General features: G+C 67.5%; 12 protein-coding genes and 1 pseudogene. 11 read left to right on the plus strand and 2 right to left on the minus strand.

Features of this window, described 5'->3' with window-relative positions:
• Positions 1-379 precede the first annotated feature (379 nt).
• From prpF to HF203_RS15865, 11 genes and pseudogenes are all read left to right on the plus strand, one after another.
• Complete coding sequence (prpF, locus tag HF203_RS15815; RefSeq protein ID WP_168671056.1) at positions 380-1,555, plus strand: 2-methylaconitate cis-trans isomerase PrpF; 1,176 nt, start codon at positions 380-382, stop codon at positions 1,553-1,555.
• Between the two features lie 258 nt (positions 1,556-1,813).
• Entirely contained in the window at positions 1,814-2,752 is a 939-nt protein-coding gene (locus tag HF203_RS15820; protein WP_168671057.1) for an ABC transporter ATP-binding protein, read from the plus strand.
• Positions 2,745-5,645: a Gldg family protein gene (locus tag HF203_RS15825; RefSeq protein WP_168671058.1), complete on the plus strand. Its 2,901-nt coding sequence runs from the start codon at positions 2,745-2,747 to the stop codon at positions 5,643-5,645. Before HF203_RS15820 ends, HF203_RS15825 begins: the two co-directional genes overlap by 8 nt.
• Positions 5,642-6,679, plus strand: a complete 1,038-nt coding sequence (locus tag HF203_RS15830) for a DUF4340 domain-containing protein (RefSeq protein WP_168671059.1) — start codon at positions 5,642-5,644, stop codon at positions 6,677-6,679. Before HF203_RS15825 ends, HF203_RS15830 begins: the two co-directional genes overlap by 4 nt.
• An 865-nt stretch (positions 6,680-7,544) precedes the next feature.
• On the plus strand, positions 7,545-9,137 hold the full coding sequence (locus HF203_RS15835) for an arylsulfatase (RefSeq protein ID WP_210424817.1): 1,593 nt from the start codon (positions 7,545-7,547) through the stop codon (positions 9,135-9,137).
• 71 nt (positions 9,138-9,208) lie between these two features.
• Positions 9,209-9,943 carry a hypothetical protein gene (locus HF203_RS15840; protein WP_168671060.1) on the plus strand — a complete coding sequence of 245 codons (735 nt, stop codon included), beginning with the start codon at positions 9,209-9,211 and terminating at the stop codon, positions 9,941-9,943.
• A gap of 30 nt (positions 9,944-9,973) precedes the next feature.
• A complete protein-coding gene (locus HF203_RS15845; RefSeq protein ID WP_168671061.1) occupies positions 9,974-10,957 on the plus strand; it encodes an HAD family hydrolase in 984 nt (327 codons plus the stop codon).
• Positions 10,957-13,188 carry a tetratricopeptide repeat protein gene (locus HF203_RS15850; RefSeq protein ID WP_246221820.1) on the plus strand — a complete coding sequence of 744 codons (2,232 nt, stop codon included), beginning with the start codon at positions 10,957-10,959 and terminating at the stop codon, positions 13,186-13,188. Before HF203_RS15845 ends, HF203_RS15850 begins: the two co-directional genes overlap by 1 nt.
• A 133-nt stretch (positions 13,189-13,321) precedes the next feature.
• Positions 13,322-13,672: a protein tyrosine phosphatase family protein gene (locus tag HF203_RS15855; RefSeq protein ID WP_343043944.1), complete on the plus strand. Its 351-nt coding sequence runs from the start codon at positions 13,322-13,324 to the stop codon at positions 13,670-13,672.
• Positions 13,673-13,710: 38 nt separating this feature from the next.
• A protein-coding gene (locus HF203_RS15860) for an IS1 family transposase (protein ID WP_246221822.1) occupies positions 13,711-14,419 on the plus strand; the annotation gives its coding sequence in 2 pieces (ribosomal slippage) (positions 13,711-14,004 and positions 14,006-14,419; 708 coding nt in all).
• A gap of 60 nt (positions 14,420-14,479) precedes the next feature.
• Positions 14,480-14,659 (plus strand): annotated as a pseudogene (locus HF203_RS15865) (transposase); the annotation flags it as partial.
• A gap of 124 nt (positions 14,660-14,783) precedes the next feature.
• On the opposite strand, the gene HF203_RS15870 reads toward HF203_RS15865, so the two are convergent.
• Both HF203_RS15870 and HF203_RS16315 read right to left on the minus strand, forming a co-directional pair.
• Positions 14,784-15,437, minus strand: coding sequence for a hypothetical protein (locus tag HF203_RS15870; RefSeq protein WP_168671062.1), 654 nt, complete (start codon positions 15,435-15,437; stop codon positions 14,784-14,786).
• A gap of 24 nt (positions 15,438-15,461) precedes the next feature.
• Positions 15,462-15,561 (minus strand): IS3 family transposase (locus tag HF203_RS16315; protein WP_343043945.1); only part of this gene is annotated, 100 nt, incomplete at its 5' end.

Raw genomic sequence — 15,561 nt, forward strand, 5'->3', positions numbered from 1 at the left:
ATGATGCGGGATACTGCGGCTTGAATTTTCGAATCTTGGATCATGCAACTCTTCCTTTTGAATTCTAAAAATTAAATAGACTAATGGCCGCATGTTCAGTGCCATGCTGATAGCAGCATAGCACAATACAGGCCGACCACAATTCAATAAGTTGGTATACGATCTAGGGAAGAGTAACATTTCAGGAAACTTAAACGGGTAACCGAATACCCGCGCAGGCCTTTCAGGCATTGACGTCAGTCCTGAGACGCAGAAGTTGGGTTGCCGCTATGCGGCAGCCCAACCTACGGAGCTGGGGGCTGGGAGCTGAAGGCTGGCGGCTCGCGGACGCCGTGTGGACAATCGCACGATCGTCCAGTCCAGCCAAGGAGTTCCGCCCATGTCCGACCCCACCCGCCCCCGTCGCGCCCAGCGGCGTGTTCCCGCCGTGTGGATGCGCGGCGGTACCAGCAAGGGGGTGTTCTTCCACGCCGCCGACCTGCCCGCCGATGCCGCCGAGCGCGACGCTTTGCTGCTGCGCGCGCTCGGCAGCCCCGATCCCTACGGCCAGCAGATCGACGGGCTCGGCGGTGCCACCTCGAGCACCAGCAAGGTCGTGCTGATCGCCCCTTCCGAGCGCCCGGACTGCGATGTCGACTATCACTTCGGCCATGTCTCGATCACCGACCCGGTGATCGACTACAGCGGCAACTGCGGCAACCTCACCGCCGCCGTCGGTCCTTTTGCGATCGAGGAGGGGCTGGTCCACGCCCAGGAAGGGATGACCGAGGTGCGTATCTGGCAGGCCAATATCGGCAAGCGGATCATCGCCCGGGTGCCGGTACGCGACGGCGAACCCGTGGTCGACGGCGACTTCCGGCTCGACGGCGTGCCCTGGCCGGGCGCAGCGGTGGAGCTGAGCTTTCTCGACCCCGGTGGCTCGGCCGAGGCACCGCTGTTGCCCACCGGGCGTGCGTGCGAGCAGATCGAGGTCCCCGGGGTCGGCGTCCTCGCGGTCAGTCTGATCAACGCCGGCAACCCCACGGTATTCGTGCGCGCGGCCGATCTCGGACTCGACGGACGCGCGCAGCGCGCGACGATCGACGGCGACCCCGCGCTGCTCGACCGGCTCGAACGCATCCGCGCCCACTGTGCGGTGCGCATGGGGCTGGGCGAAACGCCCGAGGCGGTGAGCCGCGCGCGACCGGCCACCCCCAAGCTCGCCTGGGTCGCGCCCGCCGCCGACTATCGCGACTCGACCGGCGCCAGCGTTCCGGCCACGCGCTGCGACCTGCTCGCCCGCATCCTCTCGATGGGGCGGCTGCACCACGCCTTCACCGGCACCGGCGCGGTGGCGCTGGCGGTCGCCGCCGCCCTCCCCGGCACCCTGGTCAACGCCCTCACCCCCTGGCCCGGCGGGCACGGCGTGCGCCATGTGCGTATCGGTCACCCCGCCGGGGTGCTGGAGGTCGGCGCCGAGGTGGTGCCCGCGGACGCGGGTTGGACGGCGCACCGCGCGATCATGCGACGCAGCGCGCGGCGATTGATGGAGGGCCGGGTGTTGGTGCCCTGGTGAGGGGCCAGGGCCAGTCGGGGGCTGCAGCGGCTCGGTTCGCCGTCGACGGCGGGGCCGGATTCGATCGATCCGCCAGGCATCGCCCACCGGCGCCAGCAACGGACCGAATTGATTTCGATGGTTTCGCGCCCGATTGGTTCCGTTGCGTCCACGATCATGCGAGAACCCTTGCGGATACCGGGTCGATTGCGGTGAAATCCATGCCCTGCCGCCAGCGCGCGGCACCCATCTTCGCAACTCCATCACCGAGGTTTGACCATGATCGAGGTTCGCGAGCTCAGTCGCAATTACGGCGAGCTGCAAGCGGTCAGGGAGGTGTCGTTCTCCATCGACCGTGGCGAGATCGTCGGGCTGCTCGGCCACAACGGCGCGGGCAAGACCACCATCATGAAGATGCTGACCGGCTTCCTCGAACCGAGCGCGGGACGGATCCGCGTCGACGGGCTCGACATCGCCGAGCAGCGTCGCGCGATCCAGCAGCGCATCGGCTATCTCCCCGAGAACTGCCCGCTGCCGCCCGAGCTGACGGTGATCGAGGCGCTCGACTACCAGGCCGCGCTGCGCGGCATCGCCATCGCCGAGCGCCCGCGGAGAATCCGCCGCGCGATCGAGCGCACCGCGCTCGGCGCCAAGGCGGAGGCGAGCATCGCCACCCTCTCGCGCGGCTATCGCCAGCGTCTCGGCGTCGCCCAGGCGATCCTCCACGAACCGGGCATCCTCATCCTCGACGAGCCGACCAACGGGCTCGACCCGGCGCAGATCCAGCACATGCGCGATCTGGTGCGCGAACTCGCCCGCGAGGCGACGGTGATCCTCTCGACCCACATCCTCCAGGAGGTCGAGGCGGTCTGTCATCGGGTGCTGATCATGCACGGTGGCCGCCTCGCGCTCGACCGGCCGCTGGCCGGCATCGGCGGCGCGCCCCGTCTGATGGTCACCCTCGACCGGGGCCCCGACGAGGCGCGCCCGGCGCTCGTCGAGCTGGCCGGGGTCGAGGCGGTCGAGCACTTCGGCGGCGCCGACGGACGCCATCGCTACGCCCTCACCACCGCCGATCCCGACGCCACCGCGCCGAGCGTCGCCGCCGCCATCACCGCGCGCGACTGGCCGCTCCACGCGCTCGCCCCCGAGCGTCACGACCTCGAGGCGCTGTTCGGCGCCGTCACCCAGCGGCCCGTGGAGGTGCATCATGGCTGAGACCCTGCGCGTGGCCCGCCGCGAGCTGGCGGCCTTCTTCGGCTCGCCGGTGGCCTATCTCTTCATCGGCGGCTTCCTCGCCGTCTGTCTGTTCGTCTTCTTCTGGGTCGATGCCTTCTTCGCCCGCAACATCGCCGACGTGCGACCGCTGTTCGAGTGGATGCCGATCCTGCTGATCTTCCTCAGCGCCGCGCTGACCATGCGGCTGTGGAGCGAGGAGCGCCGCGCCGGCACGCTCGAAACCCTGCTCACCCTGCCGGTGCCGCTCTACCGGCTGGTGCTCGGCAAGTTCCTCGCCGCGCTCGCGCTAGTCGCCGTGGCCCTGGCGCTGACCCTGCCGCTGCCGCTCACCGTCGCGCTGCTCGGCCCGCTCGACTGGGGCCCGGTGTTCGGCGCCTATCTCGCCACCCTGCTGCTGGCGGCGGCCTATCTGGCGATCGGGCTGTTCGTCTCGGCGCGCACCGACAACCCGATCGTCGCGCTGATCGGCGCGACCCTGATCTGCGCCCTCTTCTACCTGATCGGCGCCGAGACCCTGACCGGGCTGTTCGGCCACGGCGGCGGCGAGCTGCTGCGCCTGCTCGGCACCGGGGCGCGTTTCGACTCCATCACCCGCGGGGTGATCGACCTGCGCGATCTCGCCTATTACCTGAGCATCGTCGGCGTCTTCCTCGCCCTCACCGTCCACAGCCTGGAGCGGCTGCGCTGGGCCGAGGACGAGGCCAACCCGCGTCATCACCGGCGCTGGCGGCTGGTCACCCTGCTGGTGGTGGCCAACCTGGTGGCCGCCAACCTGTGGCTCAACGCCATCGGCAACGCCCGCATCGACCTCACCGAGGGGCGGATCTACTCGATCTCCGAGCCCACCCGCAACTATCTCGCCCAGCTCCAGGAGCCGTTGCTGATCCGCGGCTACTTCAGCGCCGAGACCCATCCGCTGCTCGCCCCGCTGGTGCCGCAGCTGCGCGACCTGCTGCGCGAGATCGAGATCGCCGGCGGTGATCGGGTGCGAGTCGAGTTCGTCGACCCCAAGGACCACCCCGAACTCGAACGCGAGGCCGGCGAGCGCTACGGCATCCACCCGGTCGCCTTCCAGAGCGCCGATCGCTACCAGACCTCGGTGGTCAACTCCTACTTCGACCTGCTGGTGCAGTACGGTGATCAGTACCAGACGCTCGGCTTCCAGGACCTGATCGAGGTGAAGGTGCGCGGCGAGTCCGACCTGGAGGTGCGGCTGCGCAACCCCGAGTACGACATCGCCCGCACCATCAAGAAGGTGCTCTACGGCTATCGCGGCGGCGCCGACGTGTTCGCCGGGCTGACCACGCCGGTGACGCTCGAGGCCTTCGTCTCCGCCCCCGAGCGCCTACCCGAGCCGTTGCCGGCGCTGCGCGAGGATCTGGAATCGGTGCTCGCCGAGTTCGCCGCGCGCGCCGACGGGCGCTTCGACTACCGCATCAGCGACCCGGACGCCGGCGACGGCGCCCTGGCCGAGCGCATCGCCAGCGAGTACGGCTTCGAGCCGCTGGTGGTCAGCCTGCTCGACCCGACGCCCTTCTACTTCTACATGATCGTGCGCGCCGGCGAGCAGGTGATCCCGGTGCCGCTGCCCGAGTCGCTCGACCGCGCCGGGCTCGACCGCACCATCACCGCCGCGGTCAAGCGCTTCGCCCCGGGGATGCTGCGCACCCTGGCGCTCTACACCCCGCAGCAAGGCCCCAACCGCTTCGGCATGCCCGGTGCCGGCGGCCCCGGCTACAGCCTGCTGCGCGAGCGGTTGCGCGAGGGCTTCAACCTGGTCGACACCGACCTCGCCAGCGGCCAGGTCCCCGAGACCACCGACCTGCTGCTGGTGATCGCCCCCGAGTCGCTCGATGAGCGCCAGCGTTTCGCCATTGACCAGTTCCTGATGCAGGGCGGCACGGTGATCCTCGCCGCCTCGCGCTTCGACGTCGATCTCGGCGGCGGCTCGATCGGCGCCCGGCGCATCGACACCGGGCTGGAGGACTGGCTCGCCCACCACGGCATCACCCTGGAGCCGAGCCTGGTGCTCGACCCGCGCAACACCCCCTTCCCGATCCCGGTGCAGCGCGACATCGGCGGTTTCCTGGTCGAGGAGATCCAGACCCTCGACTATCCCTACTTCCCCGACGTGCGCGACGACGGGCTCGATGCCGACTCCGGCATCACCGCCAACCTCGGCTGGATCACCATGAACTGGACCTCGCCGATCACCCTCGATGCCGAGGCCGCTACCGGGCGGCGGGTGACGCGACTGCTGGAGAGTTCGGATCGGGCCTGGAGCAGCGACTCGGAGGAGATGCAGCCGGACTTCGACGCCCACGGCGCGCTCGGGTTCGCCCGTGGCGATGACCGTGGCCGCAAGCTCCTCGCCGTCGCTCTCGAGGGTCGCTTCGACTCGCCCTTCGCCGGTCGGCCCTCGCCGCTGCTCGAAGGCAGCGACGACGACACGGCAGCCGACGAGGCTGAGGCCGAGACCGAGGACGCCGCGCCGGTGATCTCGGGCGTGGTCGACAGCTCGCCGGCCTCGGCGCGGCTGATCCTGATCGGCTCGTCGAGCTTCCTCACCGACACCGCCATCGGGCTCGCCACCGACGCCACCCAGACCCACTACCTCAAGCCGGTCGAGCTGATCCAGAACGCCGTCGAGTGGTCGCTGGAGGACCGGGGGCTGCTCGCGCTGCGCGGTCGCGGCCAGTTCAGCCGCACCCTGGCGCCGCTCGACCAGCAGGCACGGGTGTTCTGGGAGGCCATCAACTATCTCGCCGCCCTCGCCGGGTTGGCACTGGTCTATTGGCTGCATCGGATGGCCCGGCGACGGCGCGCCCGCGCCGCGGCGGCCATCCTCGCCAGCGGAGGTGAAGCACGATGACAACGGCCATCGACATGCGTTGGCGCGCCGATCTGCGCGCGCCCGTGGTGATCGCGCTGGGCGCGTTCCTGGCGCTGCAACTGCTCCTCGCCCTGATCCTCGGGCTCGGCGGCGCCGGGGTCGGCGCCCCCGCCCCGAGCGGCGCGGCGCTCTTCGATCTCGACCCCGAGACGGTCGCGCGGGTGAGCATCGCGGGCCCCGACGACAGCAAGCCACTGGTGCTCGAACGCGGCGAGGACGGCTGGACCCTCGCCAGCCTCGGCGACGTGCCGGTGCGCGAGGGTCAGGTCGCGCGCCTGCTCGACACCCTGGGCGCACTGCGCCGCACCCCGCCGATCGCCACCAGCGACGCGGCCCTGGCACGCTTCCGCGTCGCCGACGACGCCTTCGAGCGGCGACTGGTGCTCGCCGACCAGGGCGGCGAACCGCTCGCCACCCTTTATGCCGGCGACTCGCCCGGCTACCGTCGGCTGTTCGCCCGCCCCGCCGGGGAGACGGCGGTGCTCGACCTGCCGCTCGCCCTCGCCGATCTCTCCAACCGCGCCGAGGACTGGATCGACACCGGGCTGCTGCGCGTCGAGCCGGAGCAGATCACCGCCATCGCCGGTGACGGCTGGCGGGTCGCGCGCGACGGCGAGGGCTGGCAACTGGAGGGCGCGACCGAGGGCCGCAGCGCCGACCAGCACGCCATCGACACCTTGGTGCGCAGCGTCGCCAACCTCGGCTACCGCACCCTGCTCGATGCCGGGGCCGAGTCCGGGCTCGACCAGCCGGTGCTCGAACTCGACCTCAGCCTGGAGACGGGCACGCGTCACTACCGCATCGGCGCGCTCGACGATGGCGACTATGCGCTACAGAGCGACCACCTGCCCCATGTCTTCCGGCTCTCGCGCTACGACCTCGGCGAGCTGCTCGACCTGGAGGCCGATGACCTGACGGTCGCGCCGGAAGCGCCAGCACCGGCGACGGAGCCCGAGAGCCCGGCAGCACCGGACACCGCGCAGCCAGAGACACCCGCCGACCGGAGAGATTGAACCGCAAAGAGATTGAACCGCAAAGGCGCCAAGGGCGCTAAGAGGACGAGACGTAGGGTGGGATGAGTGACCGGGCGCAGACGCCGATCATCGGCATCGGGCCGGTCGGTCACTCACCCCATCGGTCCACACGAGACCGCCATCCATCCTGTGGCACGCCGCGCCTTGGCCAACCAGCGAGCTGGCCGACCGCTCTTTTCCCTTGCCCGAGACAGTCTCGTAGGTTGGGTTAACCGTCCGCCCACCATGGCATCGAAGAATCTGCGGCGTTCGTCGACGGTTAACCCAACATCGGGACGCGATCGCAGCGCTTCGACGCATGAGCTACAAGGGCGCAAAGGGGATGAGACGCAGAAAGGGATGCTTGACCGCACGCGGACGCCGATCATCGGCATCGGGCCGGTCGGTCACTCACCCCATCGGTCCACACGAGACCGTCATCCATCCTGTGGCACGCCGTGCCTCGGCCAACCAGCGAGCTGGCCGATCGCTCTTTTTCCCTGCCCGAGTCAGGCCCACAAACGCCGGGGGCACCATCCACCGCCCCCGCTCCTCACACCGGTATGCCCTTCGGGTCGCTCGCCCCGAACGAGCGACTTGCGAACGAGTCCTTTACACCCAAAGTGTAAATTTCAACAGCAACCGACCTCGACCGCCATTCCGCCGACCGACCCCGAAGGGCGACGCCCCAAGCCCCAGCGACGGCGACACCTCCCCGAGCGGGATCGCTCCCCGACTCGCTCGCTCGACTGATGACGCGACATCGGGCACTGCCCCCGGGGTCGCGTGACGGATCCCGGGCGGGCGTTCGTCCCTCGTCCGGCGCACGCGCGCGCAACGCAAGACCAACCAGAGGAGATTGCAGATGGCTCGATCGCAACATCCGAGGTCGTATCGCACGCATCCGAGGGGACGCCATCGGCGCGGCGCCCTGGGGCTGGGCCTGACGGCGCTGCTCGCGGTCTCGACCGCGGGCGCCGCCGCCCCGCCCAACATCCTGGTGATCTGGGGCGACGACATCGGTCAGTCGAACATCAGCGCCTACACCCACGGGCTGGTCGGCTACCAGACGCCCAACATCGACCGCATCGCCGACGAGGGCCTGACCTTCACCGACTACTACGGCGAGCAGTCCTGCACCGCCGGGCGCTCGTCGTTCATCACCGGCCAGAGCGTGTTCCGCACCGGGCTCTCGAAGGTCGGGCTGCCGGGGGCCGAGGAAGGCATGCACGAGGCCGACCCGACCATCGCCGGGCTGCTCAAGGCGCAGGGCTACGCCACCGGCCAGTTCGGCAAGAACCACCTCGGAGACCGCGACGAGCACCTGCCGACCAACCACGGCTTCGACGAGTTCCTCGGCAACCTCTATCACCTCAACGCCGAGGAGGAGCCGGAGAACCTCGACTATCCCAAGGACCCGGCCTTCCGCGAGCGCTTCGGGCCACGCGGCGTGATCCACGCCTGGGCCCTGCCAGACGGCACCCAGAAGATCGAGGACACCGGCCCGCTGACCAGGGAGCGGATGGAGACCATCGACGACGAGACCGTCGCCCGCGCGCTCGGCTTCATCGAGGAGCAGACCAAGGCGGGCAAGCCCTGGTTCGTGTGGTGGAACGGCACCCGAATGCACTTTCGCACCCACGTCAAGGATGAGCTGCGCGGCATCTCCGGGCAGGACGAGTACGCCGACGGCATGGTCGAGCACGACATGCACGTCGGCCAGCTGCTCGACAAGCTCGACGAGCTGGGCATCGCCGACAACACCCTGGTGTTCTACTCCACCGACAACGGCCCGCACTACAACACCTGGCCGGACGCGGCGGCGACCCCCTTCCGCGGCGAGAAGAACACCAACTGGGAGGGCGGCTGGCGGGTGCCGGCGATGGTACGCTGGCCGGGGCGGATCGAGCCCGGCACCTGGAGCAACGCCATCGTCCACCACATGGACTGGCTGCCGACGCTGCTCGCGATCGCCGGCGAGCCCGGTATCAAGGAGCAGCTGCTCGAGGGCTATCAGGCGATCGGGCGCGACTATCGGGTCCATCTCGACGGCTACGACATCCTGCCGCTGCTCACCGGCGAGACCGCGGACACGCCGCGCCACGAAATCTTCTACTTCTCCGACGACGGCGACCTGACCGCACTGCGCTACGACGACTGGAAGATCCTCTTCATGGAGCAGAAGAGCCCGGGCACGCTGCGGGTGTGGATGGAGCCCTTCGTGCCGCTGCGGGTGCCGCTGATCGAGAACCTGCGGCGTGATCCGTACGAGCGCGCGACCATCACCTCCAACACCTATCACGACTGGCAGCTCGACCGCGCCTTCCTGCTGGTACCGGCACAGGCCTATGTGGCGAACTTCCTGGAGACCTTCCAGGAGTTCCCGCCACGCCAGGAGGCGGCGAGCTTCAGTCTCGACAAGGTGATGGAGACCATGCTGACCCCGGGCGCGCACTAGGCGCCGCACCGGCGTGCGGGGACCGCGGCGTCCCCGCACGCGCCGATCCCTTTCGCCCCGAGGAGCCACGGATGTCCCCAATTCGTCCCCGGATCACCACCGCCCTGCTGGCCGGCTGCGTCCTCGCCAGCGCCTCCAGCACCGCCGAGGAGACCCACTACCGCGCCAGCCTCTATCTCTGGGGCGCCGGTATCGAGGGCGAGACCGCCCGCGGCGCCGAGCTCGACGTCGGCTTCGACACCCTGATCCGCAACCTCGATCTCGCCTTCATGGGCGCTCTGGAGGCCAGGCGCGGACCCTGGACACTGATCGGCGACGTCGTCTATCTCAACGTCAGCGCCGAGGGCGGCGCGACCCTGCCGATCGGCGACGGCCCTCGGGTCGAGGCCGAACTCGGCACCAAGGGCTGGATCCTCGACCTGAGCGGCGCATACCGGCTGGTCGAGCGCGAGCGCCTCCAGCTCGACCTGCTCGCCGGGGTGCGGCGGCTCGATCTGGAGATCGACTTCTCGAACACGATTCCCGGAACCCGCGAGCGCCGGGCCTCGCAGGGCGCCTGGGACCTGATCGGCGGGTTGCGCGGACGGATCGTGCTCGATCAGCGCTGGTCACTGCCCTGGCGGGTCGATCTCGGCACCGGCCAGTCGGACCTCGCCTGGCAGGCGCTCGGCGGGATCAGCTATCGCCGCGAGGCGCTCGCCGTCTCGCTGCTCTATCGCCATCTCGCCTGGTCGTTCGACGACGACGAGCGGCTCGACCACATCCGCTTCAGCGGTCCGGTGCTCGCCGCGAGCTGGCACTTCTGACCCGACAACCACCCAGGAAGGATCCCCACCATGCGTCCGCGCCTACTGCTCGTCTGCCTGCTCCTGCCCACGCTCGCGCTCGCCGACCCGCTGCCCTCGTGGAGAACGGGCGCGCTCAAGACCTCGATCATCGGGTTCGTCGATGCCGTCACCACCCCGGGAGCGGATTTCGTCCCCGCCGAGGCGCGCATCGCGGTCTTCGACAACGACGGCACCCTGTGGGTCGAGCAACCGGTCTACACCCAGCTGGTGTTCGCCGCCGATCGGGTACGGGCACTCGCCCCGTCACACCCGCAGTGGTCGACCCAGCCGCCCTTCGACGCGGTCCTCGCGGACGACCTCGACGCACTCGCCGAGGCAGGGCACCACGCCATCCTCGAACTGATCGCCGCCACCCACACCGGGCTGTCCAGCGCCGAGTTCGCCGCACTGGTGAGCGCCTGGATCGCCGAGGCGCGACACCCGCGCTTCGAGCGGCGCTACACCGACCTCGTCTACCAACCGATGCTGGAGCTGCTCGCCTATCTGCGCGCCGAGGGCTTCAAGACCTTCATCGTCTCCGGCGGCGGCATCGACTTCATGCGCCCCTGGACCGAGGCCGTCTACGGCATCCCGCCCGAACAGGTGATCGGCTCGCAGATCGAGCTGGTCTACGAGATCGGCGACGACGGCCAGCCCCGGCTGATGCGCCAAACCGAGATCAGCTTCGTCGACGACAAGGCCGGCAAGCCGGTCGGCATCGCCCGTCACATCGGTCGCCGCCCGATCCTCGCCGTCGGCAACTCCGACGGCGACTACCAGATGCTCGACTGGACCACCAGCGGCGACGGTCCCCGGCTCGGCCTGCTGATCCACCACGACGACCCCGAACGCGAATACGCCTATGACCGCGACAGCGCCATCGGTCGGCTCGACCAGGCGCTCGACGACGCCGAGGGCAAGGGCTGGCGACTGGTGTCGATGCGTGAGGACTGGCTGCGGGTGTTCCCGGCGGCGCCGAGCACGCCGCGCTGATGTCGCCGATGCGTGCGCTCGCGCTGTTCGTCGTGCTGCTCGCACCGACGGCGAGCGTGGCGCACTCGCCCGGGCATGTCGGCGTCGCCGTCTGCGCCGAGTGCCACCCCGCCGAGACCGCGCGCTGGCGTGGCTCGCACCACGACCTGGCGATGACCGAGGCGAGCGAGCAGACGGTGCTCGGCGACTTCGCCGACGCCCGCATCGAGGCGCACGGCGTCACCAGCCGCTTCTTCCGTCGCGATGGCGGCTTCTACGTCGACACCGAGGGGCCGGACGGCGCGATCCACACCTACCGCATCGACTACACCTTCGGCTGGTGGCCGCTGCAGCAATACCTCATCGCCTTCCCCGGCGGTCGGCTCCAGCCCCTCGGCATCGCCTGGGACGCGCGCGCGCCAGAGGACGGCGGCCAGCGCTGGTTCCATCTCTACCCCGACACCCCGCTCACCCCCGAGCACCCGCTGCACTGGACCAGCCGCGACCAGACCTGGAACCACCAGTGCGCCGAGTGTCACTCGACCGGCCTGCGCAAGGGCTACGACCTCGCCGAGGACCGCTACCACACCACCTGGTCGGAGATCGACGTCGCCTGCGAGGCCTGTCACGGCGCGGGCGCGACACACGTCGCCGAGGCCCGCGCGGTCGCCGCCGGGCCCGGCCAGTGGAGCGCGACCAAGGGGCTACACGTCGACCTCGGCGACCGCGACGGCGGGCACTGGGTGATCGACCCCGAGCACGGCCTGCCCAGACGCACGGTGGCGCGCACCGCGCAGCACGAACTCGACACCTGCGCCCGCTGTCACGCCCGGCGCGGGCTGATCCACGAGGACCCGACGCCCGGCCAGCCGCTCGGCCAGACCCACCGTCTCGCCCTGCTCGAACCCGGGCGCTACCACCCCGACGGCCAGATCCTCGACGAGGTCTTCGTCCACGGCTCCTTCATCCAGAGCCGCATGTACCGGCACGGCGTGACCTGCAGCGACTGTCACGACCCGCACGACCTCCAGCCACACGCGCCGGGCAATGCGGTCTGCGCCCGCTGCCACACGGCGACGCGCTACGACGCCCCGGCGCACCATCATCACCCCGCAGGCTCCAGCGGCGCGGCCTGCGTCGCCTGTCACATGCCGCAGCGCCGCTACATGGTGATCGACGAGCGCGCCGACCACAGCCTGCGCATCCCCCGCCCCGACCTCAGCCGTACCCTCGGCACCCCCAACGCCTGCAACCAGTGTCACCAGGACCGCGACCCGGCCTGGGCCGAGGCGGCGCTAACGCGCTGGTACGGCACGCGGCCCGAGCGAGCGTCCCACTTCGGCGAGATCCTCCACGCCGGTCGCCACGACCCGCACGCCGCCGAGCCGCGCCTGCTCCGGCTCGCCGCCGATCGCGACCAACCGGCGATCGCCCGGGCCAGCGCGCTCGACCTGCTGCGCGGCGCACCCGATCCAGGGCGCGAGCTGACCCTGCGCCGCCTGCTCGACGACCCCGCCCCCCTGGTGCGCGCAGCGGCGCTGGACGCACTCGCCGGCGCCGATGCCGCGACCCTGCGCGCCCTGGCGCTGCCCCGGCTCGACGACCCGGTGCGCGCGGTGCGCATGATCGCCGCGCGCCGCGTCGCGCCGCTCGCCGCCACGCCCCGCGACGCCGCCGAGGCACGACGGCTGGAACAGGCGCTCGACGACTATCGCGCCACCCAACTGGCCACCGCCGAGCGACCCGAGTCACACCTCAACATCGGCCTGCTCGAACTCGATGCCCGCCGCCCCGAGGCCGCCGAACGCGCCTATCGCACCGCGCTCCGGCTCGATCCCGGCTTCGTCCCAGGTTATGTCAACTTGGCCGACCTCCAGCGCGCACTCGGTCGCGACGCAGAGGCCGAGCGCACCCTCCGCCAGGGGCTCGCCCAACGCCCCGAGGCCGCCACCCTGCACCACGCGCTCGGCCTCGCGCTGATCCGCCAACAGCGCTGGCCCGCCGCGGTCGAGGCACTCGGCCACGCCGCCCGTCTCGCCCCCGACAACGCACACCATGCCTATGTCCTCGGGCTCGCCCAGGCCCGCGCCGGCGAGCCGGAGACCGCGCTCGCCACCCTGCGCGCCGCCCAGCGTCGTCACCCGGAGGATCGCGACCTGCTGGTCGCCATCGTCGACCTCGCCCGCCGTCACGGCGAGCAGCAACTGGCGCTCGACTATGCGACCAAGCTGCAGCGGCTCGGGCCGCCCTGAGCCGAGCCGTACACGCTGTGGTTCCATTGCATCGAAAGGGTGGTATAGACTCGGGTAGAAGCCACATCCAGGACCCGCGAAGATCGCCGGACCGCGTCGGTCAGCAACCTGGGCGTGCAAGGACCGAAGCGCCGTGGACGCCGAGAACACCCACCAGGTCTTCGACTGGCTCTGGACCTCAGGCCAGCTCTCCGTGGCCGACATCGCCGCCCTGCCCCGGCTGGGTGTCGACACCGTCATCAACCTCGCCCCACCCACCGCCCACAACGCCCTGCTCGGCGAGGCCGAACACATCACCGCGCTCGGGCTGAGCTACATCCAGATCCCCGTCGACTGGGAACAACCGCAGGTCTCCGACTACCAAACCTTCTCCGTCTTGCTGCGCGCGTTGCAGCGAGAGGGACGGCGCGTCTGGGTGCACTGCGCGCGGAACATGCGGGTGAGTGCGTTTGTTGGTAGTGCCCTGACCGATAGGTTTCGATAAGATCAGAATCTCTTGCTTTAAGGGTGAAGACGATGTATCTGACATGTCCGCAGTGTCACTCCAACCATGTGACCAAAAATGGATTCAACCGGCTGAAAAAGCAGTTGTACAAGTGTCAAGATTGCGGCCGCCAGTTCGTTCTCCATCCTGCCAAGGGACCGGTTTCTCAGGAAACCCGCGAACTGATCGATCGGTTGCTGCTGGAAAAAATCTCCCTGGCCGGAATTGCCCGTGCGGTGAAGGTCTCCGAGGCCTGGCTGCAGAACTACGTGAACGAGAAGTACAAGAAGGTGCCTCGTCAGGTCGCGCTAAAAAAACACCACACCCTACGGAGTAATCCTGGAGTGCGACGAACTGTGGTCCTTTGTCGGAAAACGCCTGAACAAACAATGGGTCTGGCTCGCCATGGATCGCCTGATCCGGCGTATCGTCGGGGTCCATGTTGGCGATCGTACGGAGCGCTCCGCACAGGCTCTGTGGGATTCCATCCCTGCGCAATATCAGACTTCCGCTCCCGTCTACACAGACTTCTGGAGCGCCTATGCGCGGATCATCCCGGCACACCGACATTACCCCAGTGCGAAGTCCCAAGGGGAAACCAACCACATCGAACGGTTCAACGGTACACTCCGGCAGCGTATCTCCCGGTTGGTGAGAAAGTCGCTCGCGTTCTCGAAGAACCAGGAAAACCATCTGGGTGCACTCTGGAACTTCATTCATCACTACAACGCCACGATGTGCGTTTGACTGACTGCGGGTGAGCTAAACACATTGTGCGATTCAAAATCCTATCGGTCAGGGCACTACCAGCATCTTAAAGCCAGTATCCGCGCGAAAGTTGAGCATCCGTTTCGGATCATCAAGTGTCAGTTTTGTTTTGTAAAAGCCCGCTACCGTGGCCTGAAGAAAAACGATGGCAAGCTGGCGATGCTGTTCGCCCTGGCTAACGTTGTACGGGTGGACCAGATGTTGAGAACGCAGGGTTAATCCGCCTGCACTGCCTGAAAAGGCAAGTGCAGGCGGTTGGGAACCGTGAAAAGTGCTGAATTTATGGCCATGGCGCAGCGAGAATGGGGTTTAGCACGTTGATCAGGGCTTATTCGCAGGCTCCCTAGTTCTTACTTAGGTCAATAGACTCAACTATTTCGTCTATAGGAAATTTCTGGTCGCCTTTGTAAATTACCTCGTAATAGCCTTCGGAGTGCCCCTCCCTAACTATAAGGATTCTTGCATCTATCGGCGCTTGAGTATTGTAATTAAGCCAGTAGATTCGCGTATGATCACGCGTCACTCTTTTAGTCGACTCTACGAATTTCCACCTTATTCGCCTTATTTCTTCTATAGGTAATATTTTTTTTACGTAGTCATCACGTTCATAGCCTGTCCCAAAAAGAAACTCGAACCACGCAGACGCAGCGATTTCGATATTATCTCCTGGCGTCACAGATGGAAAGTAAGATAATGCGACCACACTGCCATTAACATACTCCAGCGCGATTAAATTTGATGTTTTTGTTATTGAAAAAAGCCCTTCTTTTGGCAATGCCATGTGAAGGGATTTATAGTTTATATCTATTTGTTTATTTTCTTTGTTTAGCGCACATCCTTGGGTCAAAAGTAGACTGATAGAGGTCAACCATGCTATGGTAACCGGTTTAAACCGAAGGTGTTTGTCGTACCACTTGACCATAGCTTGAGAATCCTGTTTTCCATAAACTATGTCACTATTCTGTGGAGTATGATCTTCCCCAGATAAATTGGACACCTACGCTGCTCATGCCGTCATTGCTTAATATTCAACTGAACTCAGGTAATTTAAGCTTGAGTGCAGTCGAACTCGATTATAAAAGTGCTGGATGTATCCAACCAGCTTATCTCTCACAGGCCGT

It is taken from the genome of Marichromatium bheemlicum (genome assembly GCF_012276755.1).
Taxonomy (GTDB): Bacteria; Pseudomonadota; Gammaproteobacteria; order Chromatiales; family Chromatiaceae; genus Marichromatium; species Marichromatium bheemlicum.

What these genes read in the sequence shown, in the direction of transcription:
- HF203_RS15820 (WP_168671057.1), top strand. Translation starts at nt 1,814, where the DNA reads ATGATCGAGGTTCGCGAGCTCAGTCGCAATTACGGCGAGCTGCAAGCG.
- HF203_RS15830 (WP_168671059.1), top strand. Translation starts at nt 5,642, where the DNA reads ATGACAACGGCCATCGACATGCGTTGGCGCGCCGATCTGCGCGCGCCC.
- HF203_RS15845 (WP_168671061.1), top strand. Translation starts at nt 9,974, where the DNA reads ATGCGTCCGCGCCTACTGCTCGTCTGCCTGCTCCTGCCCACGCTCGCG.
- HF203_RS15835 (WP_210424817.1), top strand. Translation starts at nt 7,545, where the DNA reads ATGGCTCGATCGCAACATCCGAGGTCGTATCGCACGCATCCGAGGGGA.
- HF203_RS15825 (WP_168671058.1), top strand. Translation starts at nt 2,745, where the DNA reads ATGGCTGAGACCCTGCGCGTGGCCCGCCGCGAGCTGGCGGCCTTCTTC.
- prpF (WP_168671056.1), top strand. Translation starts at nt 380, where the DNA reads ATGTCCGACCCCACCCGCCCCCGTCGCGCCCAGCGGCGTGTTCCCGCC.
- HF203_RS15840 (WP_168671060.1), top strand. Translation starts at nt 9,209, where the DNA reads ATGTCCCCAATTCGTCCCCGGATCACCACCGCCCTGCTGGCCGGCTGC.
- HF203_RS15850 (WP_246221820.1), top strand. Translation starts at nt 10,957, where the DNA reads ATGTCGCCGATGCGTGCGCTCGCGCTGTTCGTCGTGCTGCTCGCACCG.